22 protein-coding genes and 1 pseudogene are annotated in these 21,858 nt (G+C 61.2%); 21 read left to right on the top strand and 2 right to left on the bottom strand.

Annotation, left to right across the window (positions count from 1 at the left end; genetic code table 11):
- Positions 1-6: 6 nt before the first annotated feature.
- The 14 genes and pseudogenes from cpaB (at position 7) to ACI3KQ_RS09900 (ending at position 12,376) form a co-directional block, all read left to right on the top strand.
- The gene (gene cpaB, locus ACI3KQ_RS09965; RefSeq protein WP_404957172.1) at positions 7-975 is read left to right on the top strand and encodes a Flp pilus assembly protein CpaB; all 969 of its coding nucleotides are present in this window, start codon (positions 7-9) and stop codon (positions 973-975) included.
- Positions 962-2,497: a type II and III secretion system protein family protein gene (locus ACI3KQ_RS09960; RefSeq protein ID WP_404957170.1), complete on the top strand. Its 1,536-nt coding sequence runs from the start codon at positions 962-964 to the stop codon at positions 2,495-2,497. The genes cpaB and ACI3KQ_RS09960 overlap by 14 nt, the downstream gene beginning before the upstream one ends.
- Positions 2,498-2,511: 14 nt before the next feature.
- Positions 2,512-2,802: a hypothetical protein gene (locus tag ACI3KQ_RS09955; protein ID WP_404957168.1), complete on the top strand. Its 291-nt coding sequence runs from the start codon at positions 2,512-2,514 to the stop codon at positions 2,800-2,802.
- Positions 2,803-2,822: 20 nt separating this feature from the next.
- The gene (locus ACI3KQ_RS09950) at positions 2,823-4,442 is read left to right on the top strand and encodes a pilus assembly protein TadG-related protein (protein ID WP_404957166.1); all 1,620 of its coding nucleotides are present in this window, start codon (positions 2,823-2,825) and stop codon (positions 4,440-4,442) included.
- Position 4,443: 1 nt separating this feature from the next.
- Complete coding sequence (locus tag ACI3KQ_RS09945; RefSeq protein WP_404957164.1) at positions 4,444-4,989, top strand: TadE/TadG family type IV pilus assembly protein; 546 nt, start codon at positions 4,444-4,446, stop codon at positions 4,987-4,989.
- Positions 4,986-5,141 (top strand): annotated as a pseudogene (locus ACI3KQ_RS09940) (TadE/TadG family type IV pilus assembly protein); the annotation flags it as partial. The gene ACI3KQ_RS09945 and the pseudogene ACI3KQ_RS09940, both read left to right, overlap by 4 nt.
- Before the next feature lie 243 nt (positions 5,142-5,384).
- Positions 5,385-5,621, top strand: a complete 237-nt coding sequence (locus tag ACI3KQ_RS09935; protein ID WP_404957433.1) for a hypothetical protein — start codon at positions 5,385-5,387, stop codon at positions 5,619-5,621.
- Positions 5,622-5,641: 20 nt separating this feature from the next.
- A complete protein-coding gene (locus ACI3KQ_RS09930) occupies positions 5,642-6,853 on the top strand; it encodes a CpaE family protein (protein ID WP_404957162.1) in 1,212 nt (403 codons plus the stop codon).
- Positions 6,853-8,214 carry a CpaF family protein gene (locus ACI3KQ_RS09925; protein ID WP_404957160.1) on the top strand — a complete coding sequence of 454 codons (1,362 nt, stop codon included), beginning with the start codon at positions 6,853-6,855 and terminating at the stop codon, positions 8,212-8,214. The genes ACI3KQ_RS09930 and ACI3KQ_RS09925 overlap by 1 nt, the downstream gene beginning before the upstream one ends.
- Complete coding sequence (locus ACI3KQ_RS09920) at positions 8,214-9,215, top strand: type II secretion system F family protein (protein WP_404957158.1); 1,002 nt, start codon at positions 8,214-8,216, stop codon at positions 9,213-9,215. The genes ACI3KQ_RS09925 and ACI3KQ_RS09920 overlap by 1 nt, the downstream gene beginning before the upstream one ends.
- 4 nt (positions 9,216-9,219) lie before the next feature.
- Positions 9,220-10,191 (top strand): type II secretion system F family protein, encoded by a 972-nt coding sequence (locus tag ACI3KQ_RS09915; RefSeq protein ID WP_404957156.1) that lies wholly within the window; start codon positions 9,220-9,222, stop codon positions 10,189-10,191.
- Positions 10,192-10,206: 15 nt separating this feature from the next.
- The gene (locus ACI3KQ_RS09910) at positions 10,207-11,052 is read left to right on the top strand and encodes a tetratricopeptide repeat protein (RefSeq protein WP_404957154.1); all 846 of its coding nucleotides are present in this window, start codon (positions 10,207-10,209) and stop codon (positions 11,050-11,052) included.
- Positions 11,049-11,855 (top strand): tetratricopeptide repeat protein, encoded by an 807-nt coding sequence (locus ACI3KQ_RS09905; protein ID WP_404957152.1) that lies wholly within the window; start codon positions 11,049-11,051, stop codon positions 11,853-11,855. The genes ACI3KQ_RS09910 and ACI3KQ_RS09905 overlap by 4 nt, the downstream gene beginning before the upstream one ends.
- A complete protein-coding gene (locus tag ACI3KQ_RS09900) occupies positions 11,852-12,376 on the top strand; it encodes a prepilin peptidase (RefSeq protein WP_404957150.1) in 525 nt (174 codons plus the stop codon). Before ACI3KQ_RS09905 ends, ACI3KQ_RS09900 begins: the two co-directional genes overlap by 4 nt.
- A 45-nt stretch (positions 12,377-12,421) precedes the next feature.
- Here the strand turns inward: ACI3KQ_RS09900 and ACI3KQ_RS09895 are convergent, their stop codons facing one another.
- Both ACI3KQ_RS09895 and ACI3KQ_RS09890 read right to left on the bottom strand, forming a co-directional pair.
- On the bottom strand, positions 12,422-13,078 hold the full coding sequence (locus ACI3KQ_RS09895) for a response regulator (protein WP_404957149.1): 657 nt from the start codon (positions 13,076-13,078) through the stop codon (positions 12,422-12,424).
- Complete coding sequence (locus ACI3KQ_RS09890; RefSeq protein ID WP_404957147.1) at positions 13,075-14,745, bottom strand: sensor histidine kinase; 1,671 nt, start codon at positions 14,743-14,745, stop codon at positions 13,075-13,077. Before ACI3KQ_RS09890 ends, ACI3KQ_RS09895 begins: the two co-directional genes overlap by 4 nt.
- A 175-nt stretch (positions 14,746-14,920) precedes the next feature.
- On the opposite strand from ACI3KQ_RS09890, the gene recO reads away from it, so the two are divergent.
- The 7 genes from recO to ACI3KQ_RS09855 all read left to right on the top strand — a co-directional run.
- On the top strand, positions 14,921-15,655 hold the full coding sequence (recO, locus tag ACI3KQ_RS09885; RefSeq protein WP_404957145.1) for a DNA repair protein RecO: 735 nt from the start codon (positions 14,921-14,923) through the stop codon (positions 15,653-15,655).
- A 101-nt stretch (positions 15,656-15,756) separates the two neighbouring features.
- The gene (gene leuB / locus ACI3KQ_RS09880; RefSeq protein WP_404957144.1) at positions 15,757-16,803 is read left to right on the top strand and encodes a 3-isopropylmalate dehydrogenase; all 1,047 of its coding nucleotides are present in this window, start codon (positions 15,757-15,759) and stop codon (positions 16,801-16,803) included.
- A 12-nt stretch (positions 16,804-16,815) separates the two neighbouring features.
- On the top strand, positions 16,816-18,024 hold the full coding sequence (locus ACI3KQ_RS09875; protein WP_404957142.1) for a trans-sulfuration enzyme family protein: 1,209 nt from the start codon (positions 16,816-16,818) through the stop codon (positions 18,022-18,024).
- A gap of 33 nt (positions 18,025-18,057) precedes the next feature.
- Entirely contained in the window at positions 18,058-18,456 is a 399-nt protein-coding gene (apaG, locus tag ACI3KQ_RS09870; protein ID WP_404957140.1) for a Co2+/Mg2+ efflux protein ApaG, read from the top strand.
- Entirely contained in the window at positions 18,453-19,244 is a 792-nt protein-coding gene (locus tag ACI3KQ_RS09865) for a LysR family transcriptional regulator (RefSeq protein ID WP_404957138.1), read from the top strand. Before apaG ends, ACI3KQ_RS09865 begins: the two co-directional genes overlap by 4 nt.
- Before the next feature lie 90 nt (positions 19,245-19,334).
- Entirely contained in the window at positions 19,335-19,925 is a 591-nt protein-coding gene (locus ACI3KQ_RS09860; protein ID WP_404957136.1) for a tetratricopeptide repeat protein, read from the top strand.
- Positions 19,926-20,614: 689 nt separating this feature from the next.
- Positions 20,615-21,858, top strand: a 1,244-nt coding sequence (locus tag ACI3KQ_RS09855) for a DUF5801 repeats-in-toxin domain-containing protein (RefSeq protein ID WP_404957134.1), incomplete at its 3' end; no start/stop codon positions are given.

Raw genomic sequence — 21,858 nt, 5'->3', positions numbered from 1 at the left:
AACCGATTGGCGAACGCCGTTCGGTTCCCGCGAATTGCAATTCCGGGGGGCGTCGTGGGGCAGCGTAGATCACTCATCATCCTTGGCTTTGCAATCTTGCTGGCGCTAGCGGCGGTGTTCATCGCCAATGCTTATCTGAGCAAGGCTGAGCAGCAGCAGGCGAGCGCGCCTCAGGGGATGGCCAAGGTCGTCGTGGCGACCATGCCGCTGGCTTTTGGAGCGGCAATCACCCCAGAAAAGATCAAGATCGTTGATTGGCCCGCGGCTTCGGTGCCGCCGGGTTCCTTTCGCGATCCCGTTCAGCTCACATCCCTTGGCAAGCAGCGCGTCGTGCTGCGCCAGATTGAGCCGGGCGAACCCATATTGACGTCCAAGCTGTCAGCCGAAGGCGGCCGCGCCACCATGTCCGGTGTGCTGCGGCCCGAAATGCGTGCGGTGGCCGTGCGGGTCAACGACGTTGCGGCGGCGGGCGGCTTTGTGCTGCCGGGCGATACCGTCGACGTGTTCGTGACGCGCACGTTGCGCGACGAAATGGGCGGCGGCGATCAGCAGATTACCGACGTGCTGCTGCAAAGCACGCGCGTCATCGCCATCGACCAGAACGCCAATGACAGTTCGAAAGACCCCGCGATCGGCAAGACCGCCACGCTGGAGGTCAATCAGGTCGACGCGCAAAAGCTGGTCCTGGGCCAACAGGTCGGCCAGTTGACGCTGGTCCTGCGCAATGTGACGGACGAACCCAACCCGGCGGTGCAGACCGTGGGGACGGAGGATCTGCGCGACGGCGCCTATGTGGGCGGCTTTGCAGGGCCGCGTTCGCGCGTTGCCGACCTGAACTATCTGCCGCCAGTGACGCGCGTCGCCCGGCGGCCCGTTCCAAAGAACGTCAAGGTCCTGCCCGCGACCGCATCTGTAGAAATTGTGCGCGGCGTGACCGGCACCAGCTATGAGGTGAAGCACTATGGTTCCCGCTAACACAGCAGGCAGGCTGGCGCTGGGGGCGGCGCTGGCAGTGGCAGCCGCGATGCCCGCCATCCCCGCCGCAGCGCAGATCGCTTCGCTGAGCACCAGCAATGTCGACCATGCTGGGCAGCTGGACGTGCCGCTGAACAAAAGCCAGGTGCTGACGGTCGACCGGCCCTTTGCCAAGGCGTTGGTGGGTAATCAGGAAGTCGCCGACATCCTGCCCATGACCAACCGTTCAATCTATGTATTGGGCAAGAAGGTCGGGACGACCAGCCTGACGCTGTATGACGGCCGCAACATGTTGATCGCGGTGGTCGACGTGGCGGTTGGGCCTGATGTCGTGACGTTGAAACGGCAATTGTCCGAATTGATCCCCGGCGAACCGATCGGCGCGCGCATTTCCAACGATGCGGTGGTGCTGACCGGCACGGTGTCCAGCGCCGCAGCGGTGGATCGCGCGGTTCAGGTCGCGCGCACCTATGCGGGTGGTGAGGATAAGGTCGTCAACATGCTGTCCATCGGCGCGTCGCAGCAAGTGATGCTGGAAGTGCGCTTTTCTGAGGTGAACCGGCAGGCGGCGAAGCAGATCGGGTTGAACCACAGCTTTGTCGGCAACAAGACCGCAGGCAGCATCGGCAATCTGGCGGGTGACTCCATCGTTCCGACGAATAATGGGGGCACGCCGACCATCTTGCTGGACGGTCTGACCGATGCTTTTGGCGTGGGCACATGGTCGTTCAAGCTGGGCAGCCTTAACATCTTTTCCGCGCTGGACGCGCTGGAGCGCAAGGGGTTGGTGAAGACGCTGGCCGAACCGACGCTGGTCGCCCTGTCGGGTGAGACGGCATCGTTCCTTGCGGGCGGGGAATTTCCGATCCCCGTGCTACAAGGCGGCGGCAGCGGAAGCGGTGGCGGGGCCGGGGGCGGCAACAATGGCATCACCATTGAATTCAAACCCTTCGGTGTCAGCCTGGGCTTTACGCCCACGGTGCTGGCGGACGGCATCATCAACCTGGTCGTGGAACCAGAGGTCAGCTCCATCGACCCGTCCGCTTCGGTCACGGTCAACGGGCTGGTCATCCCCGGCCTGCTGACCCGTCGGGCCAAGACGGTGGTGGAATTGCGCGACGGGCAATCCTTTGCCGTGGCGGGGCTGTTGCGCAACGATTTCCAGGATACGGTGCGGCAATTGCCGATATTGGGATCGATCCCGATCATCGGCTCGCTGTTTCGATCAACCGGCTTTCAGAAGCAGGAAACCGAACTGGTCATGATCGTGACGCCGCGGCTGGTAAAGCCGATGCGGGCGGCGGACGTGCGGTTGCCGACCGATCGCGTGGGCAACCCCAACGAACTGGACCTGTTCCTGATGGGGCGGACCGACAAGGCGGTCGGGATCAACCCGCTTAACCCCAATGCAATGCCGCCGGAAAAGGGGCCGACCGCTCCCGCCCCGGCTGCGGCTTCTGGCGCGCCCGAAGCGGCTGCTCCAGCTCCGGCTGGTGCGACGCAGAGCGGATATGAATTGTGAGCGGGAGAGCGACCATGCGGAAATTGTCACTGGCCACGGTGCTGATCGCGCCCGCGCTGGCGCTGGCAGGTTGCACCGCCAACGACCCGACCTTTGGCGGGGCGGTGCGCAACAATTATGCGATGCAGGTGATCAACCCCGACCCGCAATATGAAGGCGCTCTGGTCGAAGGCGGCGACGGCGCCCGCAGCGCGGCGGCGGTGGAACGCTATCGCACCGACAAGGTGAAGGCGACCAAGTCGATCCGTACGACGCAAGGTTCTGGCGGCGGTAGCGGTAGCGGTTCGGGCGGCGGGTCGAACTGATCGAAGGAGGAGCGGCTTTCATGACTGCCCGACGGAAAAGCCTGACATGGTCAACCAGCGGTGCAGTGGCGCCGACGGTGGCCCTGTCGCTTTTCGGCCTGATCGCGGCGGGGGGACTTGCGTTCGACTATGCTCGGCTCGCCAGCATGGACAGCGAATTGCAAAGCGCGGCGGATCAGGCGGCGCTAGCGGCGGCGAGCCAGTTGGATGGGGCCGGGACAGCAATCACTCGAGCTACAACTGCGGCGCAGGAATTAGTTGTCAATTCAACCCTCTTTGCCAACGATGGGAATAATTCGGGCCGTTTGGTGACCGTCCCCACGTTGATATTCTATTCAGCCTATAATCAGGATACGGATACCGGCACGACAACAACAAGCCCCAATGCGGCGAGATTCGTGCAGGTTTCGGTCGCTCCGCGAGAAGCTTTCTTTGCCTTGACGCCTGTGGTGCATATGTTCCGTTCCGGTCAGATAAACGCATCTGCCGTAGCGGGAATTGGTCAGGCAATCTGCAAAGTCCCGCCGGTGATGATTTGCAACCCGCAGGAACCCTGTAACAACACAGATCCCAATTATGGGTTCGATGCAAATGCGTTGGTTGGCAAAGGGCTTAAGCTCCTCACTACTGGCGGCGGTGGCGCCAGCGAATGCAGCGGCGGCGGCGCATGGGCTCCCGGAAATTTCGGGTTTCTGGACACGCATTCAGATTTGACCAACAACCCTGTTATTGCGCTGAAACAGGCGATTGGTTGGAATACACCTCCCGGAGACTGTTTGCCGATCAGCGGTGTGGACACGCAAACGGGGCAAATCACGCCAGTGAGAGATGCCATCAATACCCGGTTTGACATCTTTGATCAGGGAGGTCCTGGCGGGGGCGCCTGTCCCACGGGAGGGGCATGCCAGCCTTCCATAAATTCCGTCAAAGACCTTGTGCGTAGCACCAATGCGAACGGCCAAAATAGTTGTGGTTTAGGTCCTAACGGTTGGGGTGAAGTGAGCAACCCTTACCTGCCGCCGTCAGGAAACACCCCACTCACGGCGGCCGAGATAGCCGCGACCCAGAGCATTGGGCATCCGCGCGACATGTGCCATGCCGTCAGTTCAGCCGGGACATGCGCCAACGGTCGAATTGGCGATGGGAACTGGGATAGGAACGCCTATTTTACAATCAATTATCCGGGTTTGAATTGGCAGGGTGCCATGACTTCGGCCTATGGTACTACCGCCGTCACGCGTTACCAGGTCTATCTTTGGGAAATTGCTCATGCCGGCGACGTGTTCACCTCGCCCACTGGAGCGCGCACAGTCGGTCAATCACGGGTGGCGACAGGTACAAAACTCGATCACAATCAACCAATCTGCGGAACTGGTCTTCAACCGTCCTCAACTACCGTTGACCGTCGCCGCCTCTCCGTGGCCGTCGTCAACTGCCGTGCCAACGGGGTCGGTGGCAATTCTGAGGGTGTACCAGTCATCCGCTGGGTAGATGCTTTCATCGTAGAACCCTCCGCCAACCGGACCCGCACGGCGGAGCAAGATGTGTATATCGAGCTTATTGGTGAGACCAGCACGAACACATTGGGATCTACTACCGGCCAAGTCGTTCAACGACAAGTTCCGTATTTGATCAGGTGATATGATGGCGAGCCATATATCCTCTCTGATAAAGTGCCGCAGGGCAGCCGCCGCCGCAGAGATGGCGATGGTTACACCATTGCTGATTGCTTTGATGTTCGGATCATTTGAGCTTGGCAACTATTTCTTAAGCGAACACGTCGTCGTGAAGGCGGTACGAGACGGTGCTCGCTATGCCGGCCGGCTTGGATTTTCTAACTATAGCTGCGTTGACGATGACGATGGGAATATCCCGGGAGGAACAGTCGTTGCCGATACACGAAACTTGGTGCGGACCGGGCAACTTACGGGAGGAAGCGCCCGGCTTGTTGGATGGACTGATCCAGAGACGATCAAAGTAACCTATGATTGCGTCGATCCCCACAGCGTCACTCCGTCCTATTCAGGGATTTACAATAGCATGAGTTACGTCCCGGTTGTTAAGGTTGAGATCGCGACGGATAATGCCAATAGACTTGTTTACCAATCCTTGTTCAACAGGCTGGGTTTCGATAGCAGCGCATTGTACTTGAACGCTGCATCCCAATCGCCGGTGACGGGCCTGTGAGAAAACTGGTCCCGGCCTTGATCCGCGACGGCAGGGCTTCTTCGGCGGCCGAGTTCGCGCTTGTACTGCCCCTGCTCCTGATTTTCCTCTTGGGCATAGTTGATGTCGGTCGGCTGATGTGGACTTGGAATCGAGCGGAAAAGGCGGCCCAGATGGGCGTGCGCTTCGCGGTGGTCACCGATCCTGTGCCAACAGGCCTTTCTACATTCAGTTTTGTGGGAACAGGGGGCCTAACCCAAGGTGATCCGATCCCGACGTCATCTTATGGAACCATGGCGTGTACGAGCACCGGGACTAGCGTTGCCGTGTCATGCAGTTGCACATCCGGCAGTTGCCCTTGGGGCACGGCTGCAACCTCTGGAACCGACAGCCCGTTCGGACGCATCGCGAGGCAGATGAGCCTGTTTTTCCCTGAACTGGCGGCGAATAACATCAGTGTTGCCTATCAGCCATCTGGGTTGGGATATGCAGGCGATCCTAACGGAGCAGATGTGGCACCGATCGTGACCGTGGAAGTCAGCAACCTCACATTTACGCCAACTCTTTTGCAAATTTTTGGTGGGCAGATTGCATTGCCCAGCTTCAGTTCCGCACTGACGCTCGAAGACGGCCAGGGCATCGTATCAAATTGAGGAACAAGATCTTGGGCATCGTGACGAACACAGCGGAAACGGCCGAGAACTGGACCCTCGATATCGGGGATGAAGGCATTCACTTGATCCTGTCGGAGCAGGAAGTGGCCGCGTCCGATATATTGGGTGACCGTCTGAGCGGGCATTCGCTGACGCTGGCCATGTTGGCCGCCAGCGCCGCTTTGCCGGGGCAGTTGGTTGCGGAAGCCAAGGCGATCATTCTGGAAGTGCAGCCCGACGATGCAGCGTCGATGGCGCGGCTGGCTGGCCTTCGCGCGGGTAATTCGGGACTGCTGATCGTCGCGGCGGTGCGCAATGCCGAAATTCCGCTGGTCCGGGCGCTGCTGAAAAGCGGGATCGATGACGTGCTGGCGCTGCCGCTGCAAACCGCGGAACTGTCTGCGATATTGGAAGATCTGCGCGGTCGGATTGCGGCGACCAGCGTCAAGGATGTGAAAAACGGCAAGCTGGTGTCGATCATCAAGAGCGTGGGCGGGGTTGGTGCGACCACGATCGCGACCCAGACCGCAAGCCTGCACGCCAAGTCCGTGAAGCAGGGGCAGGGCGAAGTCTGCCTGTTCGACTTTGACATTCAGTTCGGCAATGCCGGGACGTTCCTGGGCATATCGTCGCCGTTGACCTTGGCCGACCTGTTGCAGGGCGGTAGCCGCATCGACGGCGAACTGCTGCGCAGCGTGACGGTTCAGACCGCGACAGGGCTGCGCGTTGTGACGGCTCCGTCCGAAATCATGCCGATGGAAGCGGTGAATGCCGATCAGGTGTTCCGGGTCATCGAACTGGCGCAGCGGAACTTCGATACCATCTATCTCGACCTGCCGGGCAACTGGACCAACTGGTCCATGTCGCTGGTGGCGCGGTCGGAAGCGATTTTCCTGGTGGTGGAACTGACCATCGCCAGCCTGCGTCAGGCGCGCCGCCAGATCGCTCTGCTGCGCAGCCAGGATATCGATCCCGCGCGTATCCATGTGATCGCCAATCGGGTCGAAAAGAAGCTGTTCCGCGCGATCGGGCTGGAGGATGCAGCGGCTGCGCTGGATCATCCGGTCAACCTTAGCATCGCCAATGATTTTCCTCTGGTCAGCTCCGCGCTCGACCAGGGCGTGCTGATCCATGAGTTGAAGGCGCGGAGCCGCATCTGCAAGGACATGCAGGACATTGTCGATTGCTGCGTTGAAGCGGTCCCGGCTCAGCGGCAGGCGGAGAAGGGCTGATGTGGCAGATCCGAAAAGGCGACAACCGCTTTGCTGATCCTCGCGATGATGTGGGGCCGACCGAAACGGAACTGGTCCATTGGGAAGAGGACCGGCACACTGAACTGAAGGTCGCGCTGCACCAGAAGCTGATCGACATCATCAACCTGTCCGCGCTGGAAAACATGTCGCGCGCGCAGGTCGAAGTGGAAGTGGGCGAGATCGTCCACGAACAGCTGGCCCTGCAAAAACACGCGCTGAACCTGGAGGAACGCCGACGGCTGGTGTCCGATATTCTGGACGAGTTGTTGGGTCTGGGGCCGCTTGAGCCGCTGCTGAAAGACAATAGCATCACCGACATATTGGTGAACGGGCACAAGATTGTATTTGTGGAGCGCAATGGGCGGCTGGTGGAAACGGCGGCGCGGTTCAAGGATGAAAAGCATTTGCTGCGTATCATCCAGAAAATCGTGGCGGCGGTCGGGCGGCGGATTGATGAGGCGTCGCCCTTTGTCGATGCGCGCCTGGCCGACGGGTCACGCGTCAACGCGGTGGTGCCGCCGCTGGCGGTCGACGGTTCGCTGCTGTCCATCCGTAAATTCGCAAAAGTGCCGATCAGCATGGCGCGGCTGGGCGAACTGGGCAGCGTGCCAGCGGCGATGGCGCAGGTATTGGGTGCGGTCGTGGCGTCGCGGCGCAACGTTCTGATTTCGGGCGGCACGGGTTCGGGCAAGACCACTCTGCTTAACGCCATGTCGGCCAGCATCGATGAAGCTGAGCGGATCGTCACGATCGAGGATTCTGCCGAGCTTCAACTTCAGCAGCGGCACGTGGTGCGGCTGGAAACCCGGCCGCCCAATATTGAAGGCCGGGGGGAAGTGACCCAGCGCGACCTGGTCAAGAATGCGCTGCGCATGCGACCCGACCGCATCATCGTGGGCGAAGTGCGCGCCGGGGAGGCATTTGACATGCTGCAGGCGATGAACACCGGGCATGACGGGTCGATGACGACGGTTCACGCCAACACGCCGCGCGACGCCCTGTCCCGCGTGGAGCAGATGATCGGGATGAGCGGCATAGATATTTCGCCCCGGTCGGCGCGGGCGCAGATCGCATCGGCGCTGAACGTCGTCGTACAGGTGGGCCGCCTGTCGGATGGGCGCCGCCGACTGATGAGTATTTCCGAAATCACCGGCATGGAGGGCGAGGTCATCACCATGCAGGAAATCTTCCGCTTCAAGATGACCGGGCGCGAGGAAGACGGCATGGTTCGCGGACATTTCGAAGCGACCGGCATCAGGCCTAAATTCATGGGCGACCTGGCCGACCGGGGTATATATTTACCTGCTGAACTGTTCCGTCCTGACGCGGTGGTGCAGTGATGAACCCGCTTTACATCCGCATCCTTGTCCTGATCCTGCTGTTTGCGGCGGTGATCCTGACGATCGAGGGCATTACAGGCTGGTTGAGGGGACGTGCGGGCAAGGAACATGTGCTGAACCGCAGGCTCAAGATGATCGCCGCGGGTTATGAGCGCAGCACAGTGTTGTCGAAGTTGCGACGCAATGACGATGCACTGAATTTCAGTCGGGACAGCCTGTTCGGTCGCATAGGCTTGTCCGTGGTCCATGCATTGCATGGTGCGGGGTTGAGCGTGCCTGCGCGCACCATCCTGACGATCATGACGATCGCTACCGGCCTGTTGTTCGTCCTGGTCCTCATCGGTGGGGTCATGGCGGGATATGGAATGACCGCTGGAATGGTCGTCATGGCTGCGGCTTTTGCCGGTTCGCTGGGCCTGATCCTGCCAATCATGGTGCTCGGCCGCATGAGCCAGCGGCGGCGCAAGAAGATGGAGGAGCAATTTCCCGTCGCTCTGGATACCTTCGTCCGCGGGCTGCGAGCGGGTCACCCCATTGCGGCGGCGCTGGACCTGCTGACCAAGGAGATGAAGGACCCCATAGGCAGCGAATTCGGCATCGTGGTGGACGAGGTCACTTACGGATCGGACCTGCGCGACGCATTGCAGCGCATGGCCGAACGGTGGGACATGAACGAAATGCACATGTTCGTCATATCACTGTCCGTTCAGGCGGAAACAGGTGGCAACCTGGCGGAGATCCTTGAAAATCTGTCTGCCGTCGTCCGTGAACGGGCCAGCCTGTTCATGAAGGTGCGTGCGCTCAGTTCGGAAGGCCGGATGACCGCAGTGATGCTGACCGCGCTGCCCATCCTGGCCTTTGTCGCGCTGTTCCTGGTCAATCCGGCTTTCTACCTGGACATTGCGCAAGACCCCATGTTCATTTTCGGCTTTTCCGGGCTGATCATCCTCTACATCATCGGCTTTGTGACGATACGTCGCATGGTTGACCTGAAAGTGTGACCTGATGCTGGACCTAGGCCTTATATCGCAGCTTCGACCGGTGTTGCTGGTCCTGCTGTTCGTCGGGATTGTCGCCATCGTCTATGGCGTGTCGGAAATGGTGACCCGCAACGCCAGGGTGCGCAGCCGACTGGATATTGTCGGTGAAGCGTCATCAGCCGTTGAAGGCAGCGGCCAGAGCCTGCGGAACGAACGCAATGCAGGCGAATGGAAAAAGCTGGTCGACCGGATCGAAAAGCTGGGCATCTCGTTGGCCGATACCAAGAATGACAGCCTGCGCCGCCGCCTGATCGCAGCCGGTTATCCATCGCCCGAAGCCCCCAAGGTTTTTACCTTCATTCGCCTGGTGCTGACATTGGCGTTGCCTGCGATGCTGCTGATGCTCTCTTTGAGCAAAGCCGAGCCGCCTAGCGCATTGAAGCTCTATTTCATGGCCTCCATCGCCGCCGTCCTGGGGCTGTATCTGCCGAACCTCTTCATTTCGGCCAAGGCAGCCAGGCGGCAGGAGGCGATCGTCCACGGATTTCCCGATGCGCTGGACCTGATGCTGGTGTGCGTCGAGGCTGGATTGGGTCTGGAAGCCGCGATGGACCGGGTAGGCCGGGAGCTTGCCATTTCACATCCACTGGTTTCGGCAACGCTGGGCAAGGTTGTGCTGGAACTGCGCGCAGGCCGAAGCCGTGGAGACGCGCTGCGCCGTATGGCGGATGACGTGGATGTCGATGAAATCCGGTCCTTTGCCACATTGCTGATCCAATCCGATCAGCTGGGTTCCAGCGTGGGGCAGACGTTGCGGATCTATGCAGCGGAAATGCGGGAAAAACGGCGGATGCGGGCCGAGGAAAAGGCGCATCGATTGCCGGTGCTGCTGTCGGTGCCGCTGGTCGCGTGCATGCTGCCAGTGATGATCGGCGTGCTGATGCTGCCGGCTGTGGTGCGCGTGGTGCGCGATATCCTGCCGGTCATGACGAGATAGAAGGGGGACGGGGGCATGAACAGGAAGGCAATGCTAATCGCGCTGGTCATCGCGACCGCTGCTTGTGGCCCCGCTGCAAAGAAGGTGGCCATCCAACCCATTAACAATGACGCGGCCATGGCGGCGCAGGACGCTCTGGTGCGCGGCGACATTCTGTTTTCGCGGGGCGAACATGCCCTGGCGCTGGATGCCTATAGAAGGGGGATGCGCAAGGACCCTGCCAATGCGCACGCGTTGAATGGGGTCGCTATCAGCTATGCGGCGATGGGGCGGCATGACCTGGCGAGGGAGTTTTTCGAACTGGCACTGGCGCGCGCGCCGGGGGACGAGCGTATCCATCGTAATTTCGCGCGCAGTTTGAGGGCTGAAGGACGGCGAGGCGAAGCCGATGCGCTGATGGCTCAGTTGAATGGCGATGGGGAGACGATTCTGGCGGCGCGCGCCCGACCGACGCTGGCGCAACTGGCCGCAGGACGTTCTGGCGTTCCGAACGCCGTTCCTGAGCGGCTTGCAAGCGCCGGGCTGGAACGTGTTTCGATGGGGCAGGTGCGGCTGCGGACATCGGGCGCGGGAGCGTTTCCAGGGACAATGATTCCGCGTCTGAGCACGACTATCGTCACGGTGACCGATGCAGACAAAGGGGCAGCTACCGTGGCGCTGACGCGCCAGCTTACAGCGCCGATCGTTTCTGCCGCTGGGGACCGGGATGTGCGGCCAGATTGTGTGTCCGAAGGCGGCAAGGCCCAGATCGTCGGGGATCGGGAAGAAACATCCGGCAAATGTCCCAGCCTCGCTGGCACGGGTGGCGGAGGCGACAAACTGTTCCAGCAGCTGTGGAAATGGGGCAGGAGCTTGGGATGAGCTTTGCCCTGCTGCTGGCGGCGGCGGCGGCGCTGGCCAATCCGGCACCCCCGGTCGACTATGCGCGGATGATCGACGATGCGATCGACGGTAACCGAATATTGCAGGCCGAAACCATGCTGGCCCAATGGCGCAGCACATCGGAGCCAGGAGAGCGCCCGGTCGAGATCGCCACGGCGCGGCTGGCGCTGGCCAAGGGAGATGCGCAGGAGGCGGAAACACGCTTCGCCGCGATCAGCAATGCGGGATCGGATGATTGTCGGGTGGACGAGGGGCTGGGTATCGCCAGATTGCGTATGGGGCGGCCGGGGCAGTCGTTGACCCCGCTCAGCCGCGCAGTGGATAGCTGTCCCGGGCGCTGGCGGGCGTGGAGCGCGCTTGCCGTGGCCTACGACGAGGCGCAATCCTGGTCGTTGAGCGCCGCCGCCTATGAACGGGCGTTCCAGCTGACGGACAGGCCTGCGCAAGTCCTCAACAATTACGGCATGTCGCTGATTGCGCAAGGCAAGGCGGATCAGGCGATGGCCATATTCGACAATGCGCGAAAGATTGCGCCGGATGATGCAAGGATCATCGCCAATGCAGATGCCGCCTATGTCATAGCCGGGCAGGGCATAAGTCGCCGACCCGCCGATGACGCGGACAGCTGGGCAAAGCGGCTTACCAACGCGGGGCAGGTCGCCCTTCGCATCGGAAATGCGACAAAGGCGCGCGCCTATCTAAGTCAGGCGATGACGCAATCCGAACAGTTCATGCCTGAAGCCGCCGCCGCACTCGCAACGATCGGACCAGAAAAGCCATGATCAATGATCTGATACTATTGGCCCTGACCCTGTTGCTCGCCGCCGCCGCGATCGAGGACATGGCGCGGCTCAGAATTTCCAACATCATCCCGATCGCTGTTTTGGGTCTGTTCGTGCCTTGGGTCGCGGTGGTGGGCTGGGATAATGATGTCTGGCAGAATGTCACCCTGTTCCTTGCCGTTTTCGCGCTCGGCGCCGGTCTGTTCGCGATGCAGTGGATGGGGGGAGGCGATGTCAAGCTGCTGGCGGCTTGTGCCTTGTGGTTCGACTGGAATGCAGCGTTGCCCTGGTTTGTCTATGTGACGATGGGCGGGGGTGTCCTGGCGCTTGTCATCATCGCCGTGCGCCGGATGGTGCCGCGGGCGACGCGCGACAATTCCTCACTGGCGATCTTTGCTGCGAAGGGTCCCATTCCCTATGGCGTAGCCATCGCACTGGGCACTATGATGGCGCTCTATATGGTCGGGCCGAACCCCAGTGGGGTTGCCCATATGCCAGCGTTCGTAAAGCCGCTTCGTTAAAGCGGCAAGGCAAGGCGCTTGCGACGGCTGGCCCTTCGCTTTCCTTTAAATCCGGCCGACCGCTGGCATTTCGTTGTCGACCGACAGCATGATGATGATCAGTTCGGATCGTGATTTGATCCCGAGCTTTTGGAAGATGCTGTGCAGGTGGACCTTCACTGTTCCTTCGGTGAGGCCGCAGCGAGCCGCGATTTCCCGGTTGCGAAGGCCGGCGCGGATCAGACCGGAAATTTCCAGCTCCCGATCCGTCAGCGCCGCCAGGACATTCACGTCATTGGCTGGCGTGGAGATGCTGTGCACCAATGCCTGCTCCATCACGAAGGGAGCGATGCTCTTGTTGCCCTTCAACACCTGATCGATGCAATCCAGAAGGTCGTTGGGGTCGCTGTCCTTCAGCACCACGCCGTCAATCCCCAGCTTGATCGCTTCGAGCGTCTGTTCGGGGCGGATATGGACCGTCATGAAAATCACCGGGACCGCGCTGCCGCTGCCGCGTATGGCCGAAAGCACCGCAAGGCCGCCGCCATCCTTCATGCTGACGTCCAGGATCAGGAGGTCGGGTTGCCGGGTCTGTATCTGGCTGACGGCCTCTTCAACCGACCGGGCGCAGAAGATGACGTCATGGCCATGTGAGCTTAAAAACTGCGCCATACCATCGAGGAAGATCGGATGATCGTCGACTATTGCAATCTGGGCCATCATGCTGAGAACCTTGGTAAAGATGAGGGTAATCTGATCGAAATTAATGAATTGATGCTTAAATTATGAAAATAGGCAGTCCCGCCTATCTTCGTCAGTCGCTTCATGATCGATTGGGACTGCAATTCGAAATCACCGGTATAGCTTTCGCGCGACCGGGAAAGATCGCCGGGATTGTCCTTGAGCGCGATCAGTATCTCTTCGTCCGCCTGCGCTAGCGAAATGACGATATGGCGGGCGGCGGCGTGTTTGACGGCGTTGGCCGTTGCTTCGCGGATCAGGAATTCGACCTCGGTCGCCGTTTCGGGTGATACGGTGATCGCGCGGTCGCCGGGGTTGAGCCGACATTCAACGCCCCATTGCAAGGCTATGAAACGGCAGCATCGTTCCACCTGTTCGCCAAGATCGACCTTGCCGCCACTGGCGGCTGCATTGGATGCCAACAAGCGGCGCAGGTGCGCCTGTTCGGCGGTGACAAGTTCCTCCATCGCGCGAAGCTCTGCCAGCTGGTCCGGCGCGTCCACGGCGGAAAGGCCGCGGATGGTGGTGACCAGCCGTACGCGCAGGGCGGCAAGCGTCTGCAGCACGCTGTCGTGCAGGTCGTGGCTAAGCGCCAGCCGCGCTTCGGCAAAGGTGCGGTCGCGCCATGCAAGGAAGAAGAAATGGCGTTCGAGGAACAGCTCCAAACCCTCTTGGATACGCAAGGATCGCAACAGGGCGGCCGGGGACCAGCCGTGCCGCGCCCCGATGAAGATGCGGCCGCGCAGTTCGCCTGACTGGATGTGAAAGCTGGTCCCCTGGCCCGGCCCAAAAACATCCAGCACCGCCTCCGTCATGTCCGGTGCATTGTCGCTGCGGAAAATCCCCAGGCGATTGCGCAGGAGTACGCGCCTGGACTGGCTGGCGTACAGAAAGGGCGCGTCGCGCGGTGCGATGCCCAGCAGGCTATCGACCTGTTTATCGGGCAGCGAGAGGGTGCGCGGCCCTTCCGCATCAATGACTTCGCAATGGGCGGTTCCATGGTCAGCCATCTGCCAGACGAAAGCGCAGTAGCGAGCGGCCATCAGGTTGAACACCTGTTCGACGACGAAGGCCGCGAGCGACTTCTGCAGGGACACTCCCACGCCTTGCAACCGTTCCGACCAACTGATCAGGCGCTTTTCAAGGATCGACATGCTGAGCATCGCAGCGGCAATCGTGCAGCCGATCAGGACGGTGATGCCGTCGATTGCCCGGTCGACCGCCGCCACTGAACGTGTCGAGGCCCAGGCTTCGTAATGGCTTCGCGCCAGGAAAGTCAGCATCAGACAGAGCGCCAACACGATGATGGAGCCACGCCCGAAGCGGTCGGATGCGGACCACGCGACGAAGAACAGGCAGGCCAGTGCCGCAATCTGAAGCGGCGGGCACAGGACGATGGCGGTAAGAAACACGATGAGGTCGACGAACAGGGATATGGGCCGCAGCAACAGTCCCAGCGGCGGGCTGGCCAGATGCTGGGCGATGCTGGCCAGCGTCCATAGCCAGACGCCGGTCTGCAGACCCAGGGTTGTACGCGCGAAATCCGGCTCGCCGCTGAACATGGCTTCGATCTGCCAGGTCGCGGCAAATGCAAAAGCAACGCGGGATATGGCAAAACCCAGCGTCGGTGAACGACCCAACCAAAGCACGAGGCGATCCATAGCGATGGATGTCGCCCGTGGCATATTCAACATGGTGATATGTCCCCCGACAACCCCTGCATGACTTGACCATGCGCAGAAGCCGAAATCAACTGATATCCGAATGAAGGGCAGGGCGGTGAGGCAGATGGCGTTGCGGCGGTGGCGGATGTAAGGAGGGCGCATGCCGACGCTGATTACATCCGCCCTGGTTTGCGCCGTGCGGCACCATGGCGAACATGGGGCGATCGCCAAGCTGTTGACGCCGGAGCACGGGCTACAGGCCGGCTATGTACGGGGCGGGCGGTCGCGGGCGATGCGCCCGGTGTTGTTGCCAGGCAACGGCGTGAAGGCCGAGTTCCGGGCACGGACCGAAGATCAGCTGGCGGGGCTTGGCGTTGAACTGGAGCATAGCCGCGCGCCATTGCTGTCGGAACCCCTGCCCGCCGCAGCGATCGATTGGGCCTGCGCGCTGACCGCGGCGGCTTTGTCCGAAGGCACGCCTTGCCCGGCGCTCTATCAGGCCCTCGACGGTGTGCTGGGCGCAGTGGAGGCTGCGCCTGCCGCACGGGGCTGGGCAGCGGCGCTGGTGCGTTACGAACTGCTGTTGCTGGCAGAGTTGGGGTTTGGGCTTGACCTTGGCCGATGCGCGGCGACGGGCGGCAGCGATGATCTGGCCTTTGTCAGCCCGCGTAGTGCCGCCGCTGTCAGCCGGGCGGGGGCGATAGGGTATGAAAGCCGATTGCTGCCGTTGCCCGCTTTTTTGCTGGAAGGGGGGGCTGGTGATTGGGGGGCGATCCTGGATGGCTTGCGTCTGACCGGCTTCTTCCTTGAACGGTCGATATTAACGGATCGGCGCGCCGACGTGCTGGCCGCGCGCGAACGATTGGTGGAAAGGCTGGGGCGGGCCGTGGGATAAGGTCGCGCCAAATCACGCCTTGCGCGCGGCGGCCGCATCTTGCAATGGCGGGCCGACTGTCCGCCACCGCGCGGACGATGTGATTTTGGATGAGGTTGGACATGTTGATCGCCCTTTTTCCCGGAGACGGTATCGGACCGGAAATCATCGCGCAGGCGAAGCGCGTGCTGGACGCGCTGGGTATTGACGGTGTGACCTATGAGGAAGGCCTGGTCGGCGGCGCGGCCTACAAGGCAGTCGGCCACCCGCTGCCACCTGAAACGCTGGAACTGGCCAGACGCGCCGACGCCATATTGTTCGGCGCAGTGGGCGACCCTGAGTGCGACTCGCTGGAACGGCATTTGCGGCCTGAGCAGGCCATTCTGGGCCTGCGCAAGGCGATGGGCCTGTTTTCCAACCTGCGCCCGGCAAAGGTCTTTCCCGAACTGGCCGACGCCTCTGCACTGAAGAAGGAAGTGGCGAGCGCCATCGACCTGCTGATCGTGCGGGAGACCAATGGCGACGTCTATTTCGGCGAAAAGGGGATGCGCAAGACAGCCGACGGCCTGCGCGAAGGCTATGACATCATGTCCTATAATGAGGAACAGGTGCGCAAGATCGCGCATCAGGGCTTCCAGGCCGCGCGTGCACGGCGGGGCAAGCTGTGTTCGGTGGACAAGGCCAATGTGCTGGAAACCAGCCAGCTGTGGCGTGACGTGATGATCGAGGTTTCGGCGGAATATCCCGACGTCGCGTTGAGCCACATGTATGTCGATAACGCCGCGATGCAGTTGGTGCGCGATCCCGGCCAGTTCGACGTGATCGTCACCGGCAATATGTTCGGCGACATCCTGTCGGATCAGGCGAGCATGTGCGTCGGGTCGATCGGCATGCTGGCGTCGGCGACGCTCAACGACAGCAATCAGGGGCTTTACGAACCGATCCACGGTTCCGCGCCAGACATTGCGGGTCAGGGCAAGGCCAATCCGCTGGCAACGATCCTGTCGGTGGCCATGATGCTGCGTTATTCGTTGAACCTGCCGGAACAGGCCGACCGCATAGAAGCAGCGGTGGCCAAGGCGCTTGCCAATGGTGCGCGCAGTCCCGATCTGGACGGAACGATGACCACGGTCGAAATGGGCGACGCGGTTCTGGCCGCATTGGCTTGAGGATTTGATGACATGAAGCGCAAGAGCGGGCAGGACCCGGAAATCACCAAGAATTGGCGTCCTGCGACCCTGGCAGTGCGTGGTGGCAGCGCGCGTAGTGAATGGGGTGAAACGTCCGAGGCGCTGTTCCTGACGAGTGGCTATAGCTACGACCGTGCGGAAGATGCTGCGATGCGCTTCGCCGGTGAGCAGCAGGGCATGACCTATAGCCGCCTTCAAAACCCCACGGTCGAGATGCTGGAAAAGCGCATCGCCCTGCTGGAAGGCGCAGAGGCGTGCCGCGCGACCGCAACGGGCATGGCGGCGATGACGGCGGCGCTGCTGTGCCAGCTGTCGGCGGGTGATCATGTCGTGGCTGGCAAGGCGCTGTTTGGGTCCTGTCGCTGGCTGACCGATACGCTGCTGCCCAAGTTCGGGATCGAGGCGACCACCGTCGATGCGACCGACAATGCGGCGTGGGAAGCGGCGATCAGACCCAACACCAAGGTCTTCTTCTTCGAAACGCCCGCCAATCCGACGATGGACGTGGTGGATCTGGAAGCGGTATGCGGCATCGCAAAGAAGCATGGCATTGTCAGTGTGGTCGACAATGCCTTCGCCACGCCCGCGCTCCAGCGGCCGATGGATTTCGGCGCCGACGTCGTCGCCTATAGCGCGACCAAGATGATGGACGGACAGGGCCGCGTGCTGGCGGGCGCCATTTGCGGCACGGAAGATTTCATCATCAACACGCTGCTGCCGTTCCACCGCAACACCGGACCGACGCTGAGCGCGTTCAATGCCTGGGTGGTGCTGAAAGGCCTGGAGACACTGGACCTGCGCATCCGACGCCAGAGTGAAAATGCGATCAAGGTGGCAAAGTTTCTGGAAGGCCGGGTAGCCAAGGTGCTGTATCCGGGGCTGGAAAGTCATCCGCAGCACGCGCTTGCGATGAAGCAGATGGACATGGCCGGGCCAATCTTTTCGCTTTACGTCGGTGGCGGGCGCAAGGAAGCGCATGGCCTGCTCAACGGCCTCGAACTGGTCGACATCAGCAATAATATCGGGGATTCCCGGTCGCTGATGACCCATCCTGCATCGACCACCCATTTCGGCATGGCGGAAGCGGCGCGGCTGGAAGTCGGCATCACCGAGGATATGCTGCGCCTGAATGTCGGGCTGGAAGATCCCGACGATGTGATTGATGATCTGGATCGCGCCCTTAAGGCGATAGGGCGTTGACGGACGAGGGATGAAAGGCGCATTCCTTTGATCGTGAACGCGCTTTTCCCCTTTCATGCCACGACCCGTGCCATCAACGTGCATGTGGCGGTGACTTTCCTGCCTGAACAATCCGAGCCGGATCGCGGCCGGTGGTTTTGGGCCTATCATATCCGCATCGAAAATGACGGGGATCAGCCGATCCAGTTGCTGACGCGCCACTGGATCATCACTGACGGACGCGGCACGCAGCATCGCGTCGATGGTGACGGCGTCGTGGGCGAACAGCCGGTGGTGCAGCCGGGGAAAAGCTATGATTATGTGTCGGGCTGCCCGCTCAACACGCCCACAGGCTCCATGCGCGGCCATTATCATATGATCGGCGCCAGCGGGGAAACGTTCGACATCGCGATCCCGCATTTCGCGCTGATAGCACCGGCGGTGGCCGAATGAAGCGCACCCATTTGCCACTTAACGGGCTGCGCGTTCTGGATGCAGCCGCCCGCCACCTGTCTTTCACCCGCGCCGCCGATGAATTGGCGGTGACGCCCGCCGCCGTCGGGCAGCAAATTCGTGCTCTGGAAGATTTGCTCGGCGTTGTGCTGTTCCGTCGGACGCCCAAGGGGCTGGAACTGACGCCGGAGACCGAAGGGGGGCTGGCGGCGCTGCGCGCGGGATTTCTGCAATTTGAGGAAGCGGTTCGTGCGATGCAGGCGGGGCAGTCCAGTTCCTCGCTCACCATCGCCGCACCGCGCGACCTTACCGCCCGATGGCTCCAGCCGCGTCTCGCCGCCTATGCCGCCAGTCAGCCCGACATCAGATTTTCGCTGGTCTCCGCCGACGACAGCCTGGATTTCACCGAAGCCAATCTCGACCTGGCGCTACGTTTGGCGGAAGGGCCAGGCGAGCATGAGGGCGTAAGGCTGGGCGAAGCGGCATTCGTGACCGTGGACCGCCCTGAAGGCGGCTCCAGGCATCGTATAGAATGGCCCGGCTGCCCCAACAGCGCGGAGCCTGCGATGATCCGTCTTGCCGATGCCGGGCTGGCGATCGACGCCGCCGCCAATGGTTTTGGCCATGCCACGGTGCCTGTGCTCCTCGCGCAGGCGGACATCGATGCCGGGCGCGTGAAAGCTGTCGGAGATCCGCAGCCATCCCCGCTGGCCTATTGGCTGATCGCCCCGTTGCCCCAATGGCGGCAAAAGAAGGTCAAGGCCCTGGTCGAGGCACTAGCTGGCTGAGGCGAAGTGTCGCACGTCAGTATCCGTTGCATTTTGGTAACCTGATCCGGTGCATGATGCTGGAACCATAATGCTGGGGAAGAACTGCTCTTGTCCATTCATCCTATCAGGGCCTGCCTTTGTCTGAGCATCGCTCTGCTGTCAGGCTGGGTAATCTCCGCACGGGCGCAGGCGCCCTACATCCCGGACGTGACGGAAGCGCGTGAGAAGGAATGGCGTGCATTGGTGGCCACGGCGCAGGCGGCTTATGCTTCAGGGCGAGTGGCGGACGGCGTAGACCCTGCGCGCAAGGCGTTGGCGCTGTCCGAAGAGCTGTTCGGACCGGATGATCCCCGTGCGCTGATTTCGGCAAATGACCTGGCGCTGCAACTGGAAGCGATTGGCCGTTTTCAAGAATCGGAGCAGCTGTTGAGGCGCGTTTTCGACAGCTATACGCGCACGCGCGGCGAAGATGATCCGAGTTGCCAGATGGCGCTTGAAAATCTGGTGGATTTCTACCTTGCGCGAAAACGGTTTGATGCCGCCCGACCCCTGGTGGAATATGCGTTGGCGACCTTTCGCCGCACTACAGGGGGCCGTAGCGAGCGGAGCATGCGCATGGAAGCTATCCTGGCGTCCTTGCCGACGGAAAAGCCTGCCGCTGCCGTAGCGGAGCAACCGGCGGATATGCCCGAGCGCTAATCGCGATTGGGCGTTACTACCAAAAGGTATAAACCTTGGGGTTAATTGCCAACGGTTTGGTGATCGCTATTCATGAACCTCAGCGGAGGGGGTGCCATTTTCCCATAGGTTAGCGCTAACCCATGTGGTCGGCGCGATGGAGAGAACGGAAACAGCTCCGTGGAAGCCTATGGGTCGCATCATGGGGCGGGCGATCGGTCTTGGGACCGGTCGCCCGTTTTTTTTGTCGATCGACCGTCGGACTTCGAGCGCCGCTACCGCCGTAACGGCTCTTCAACCCTTCCGAGTCGCGGAAGGAGGCGCGGAATTTTGTTAACCATAATCAAGGGCGGGCATAGAGTATAAGATATAGATGCAACTATAGTCCTATATCCTATGTAATATCCTATAAGTTACTTTTTGGCCTTTGTTCGTTGAAAATGGTTAATAATATTGAAATTCTCGTGACTAACTCCGGTCAAAGAATAATATCAGCCATAGGGTCAGGTAAAAAATAAATTATGGCTTAATCCGGGGCGGTCGAAACCTGATTCAGGTTCCGTCGGCGGAAGGCGCAGGCAAGGGGCAATAGCTGATCCGCTATGCCAGCTGTTGAACAGGTTGATGCTTTCGAGCGCATCTAGGCTCGGAAGGTGCTCCCGTGCGCTCTTCTTCCAGGTCGTCCCTTGGTGACAGGTTGGGATGGAACAATGGATTTCGATCGGGACTGGAATATTGATGCGGCCGCTGATCGCCAGCAGGCGCCGGACCCCGAACTTGCCGCGATGGCTGCGCGGGTGAGGGGTGCGCCGCACCAGCCTGGCACTATGCATACCGTCACGCCCGACGCGAATGGTGTCGTGGTCCTTCCCGCCGGAACAGATATCAACCAGATCGCGGTTTCCGGTCGCAATCTTGTCGTGTCGCTGCCCGATGGAACCCAGTTGGTTATCCTGGAGGGGGCCGTCGCCGTGCCGCGCCTTGTCGTCGGGGATGTCGAAATTCCATCGGTAAACCTTGCCGCGCTGCTGATCGGCGAAGAGCCTCAGCCAGCCGCCGGTCCCCCGCGCAGCTCTGGGGGCAACTTCCTGGCCGACGATGGTGCCATTGGCGACCCGTTCGGCTTGGGCGACCTTCTTCCACCCACCGAGCTGCAATTTACCCAGCCGGAAGAGCGAGAAATCCTGCCGATTGCGCCCGACGAAGACGACCAGTTTACGATCAGCGTGATCGGGAACGGTGGTCCACTGACAGTGGATGACAGCGCGCTAGGCGTCGGTTCGACCCAAGGCTTTGGCGGTGCCTTCACGACGTCAGGCGCGGGGACGGTCACCTATTCGCTTACGGCGACCGCCGGCGCGTCGGGTCTGGTGGACACCATCACGGGCGAGGCAGTGAACCTCGTTCAAAATGGTGCAGTCGTCGAAGGGCGCACGGCCGGTTCGAACCTGTTGGTCTTTACCCTCAGCGTGGACAGCGCCGGGAATGTCACCCTGGATCAGAGCCGGGCGGTGGTTCATTCGGATACCAGCAATCCCAATGACTCGGTGACCCTCTTAGCCGCGGACCTGATAACGTTGACGGCAACCATTACCAATAGCAGTGGCCAGCAACAGTCGGCCGCCCTCAATATCGGACAGAATCTCCAGTTCCTCGACGACGCGCCGCAGGCGGTGGATGACGTGGGTGGCACGCTGACCGAGGATGTGGCGGGCAGCCTGTCGGGCAATGTGCTGACCAATGATGTGGCGGGTGCCGATACGCCCAGCAGCTTTGTCGCCTGGGGGGCGGACGCGGCAGCGGTGGCGGAACTGAACAGCTATGGCACGCTGACGCAGAACAGCGATGGCAGCTGGAGCTATGCGCTCGACAACAGCCGAGCGGCGACGCAGGCGCTGGGGAGCGGGTTCAGCAAGGACTTCACGCTCAACTACAGCATGCAGGATGCCGACGG

The organism is Sphingobium sp. ZW T5_29, from assembly GCF_044987515.1.
Classification (GTDB): domain Bacteria; phylum Pseudomonadota; class Alphaproteobacteria; order Sphingomonadales; family Sphingomonadaceae; genus Sphingobium.
The sequence above is the reverse complement of the archived record's forward strand: the minus strand, read 5'-3'. Positions and strand labels throughout refer to the sequence as shown.

Coding starts and splice junctions, on each gene's coding strand:
- ACI3KQ_RS09895 (WP_404957149.1), bottom strand. CDS start 13,078: ATGATGGCCCAGATTGCAATAGTCGACGATCATCCGATCTTCCTCGAT.
- ACI3KQ_RS09955 (WP_404957168.1), top strand. CDS start 2,512: ATGCGGAAATTGTCACTGGCCACGGTGCTGATCGCGCCCGCGCTGGCG.
- leuB (WP_404957144.1), top strand. CDS start 15,757: ATGTTGATCGCCCTTTTTCCCGGAGACGGTATCGGACCGGAAATCATC.
- ACI3KQ_RS09945 (WP_404957164.1), top strand. CDS start 4,444: ATGATGGCGAGCCATATATCCTCTCTGATAAAGTGCCGCAGGGCAGCC.
- ACI3KQ_RS09900 (WP_404957150.1), top strand. CDS start 11,852: ATGATCAATGATCTGATACTATTGGCCCTGACCCTGTTGCTCGCCGCC.
- ACI3KQ_RS09875 (WP_404957142.1), top strand. CDS start 16,816: ATGAAGCGCAAGAGCGGGCAGGACCCGGAAATCACCAAGAATTGGCGT.
- ACI3KQ_RS09920 (WP_404957158.1), top strand. CDS start 8,214: ATGAACCCGCTTTACATCCGCATCCTTGTCCTGATCCTGCTGTTTGCG.
- ACI3KQ_RS09865 (WP_404957138.1), top strand. CDS start 18,453: ATGAAGCGCACCCATTTGCCACTTAACGGGCTGCGCGTTCTGGATGCA.
- ACI3KQ_RS09925 (WP_404957160.1), top strand. CDS start 6,853: ATGTGGCAGATCCGAAAAGGCGACAACCGCTTTGCTGATCCTCGCGAT.
- ACI3KQ_RS09960 (WP_404957170.1), top strand. CDS start 962: ATGGTTCCCGCTAACACAGCAGGCAGGCTGGCGCTGGGGGCGGCGCTG.
- ACI3KQ_RS09910 (WP_404957154.1), top strand. CDS start 10,207: ATGAACAGGAAGGCAATGCTAATCGCGCTGGTCATCGCGACCGCTGCT.
- ACI3KQ_RS09950 (WP_404957166.1), top strand. CDS start 2,823: ATGACTGCCCGACGGAAAAGCCTGACATGGTCAACCAGCGGTGCAGTG.
- ACI3KQ_RS09915 (WP_404957156.1), top strand. CDS start 9,220: ATGCTGGACCTAGGCCTTATATCGCAGCTTCGACCGGTGTTGCTGGTC.
- ACI3KQ_RS09905 (WP_404957152.1), top strand. CDS start 11,049: ATGAGCTTTGCCCTGCTGCTGGCGGCGGCGGCGGCGCTGGCCAATCCG.
- recO (WP_404957145.1), top strand. CDS start 14,921: ATGCCGACGCTGATTACATCCGCCCTGGTTTGCGCCGTGCGGCACCAT.
- ACI3KQ_RS09935 (WP_404957433.1), top strand. CDS start 5,385: ATGAGCCTGTTTTTCCCTGAACTGGCGGCGAATAACATCAGTGTTGCC.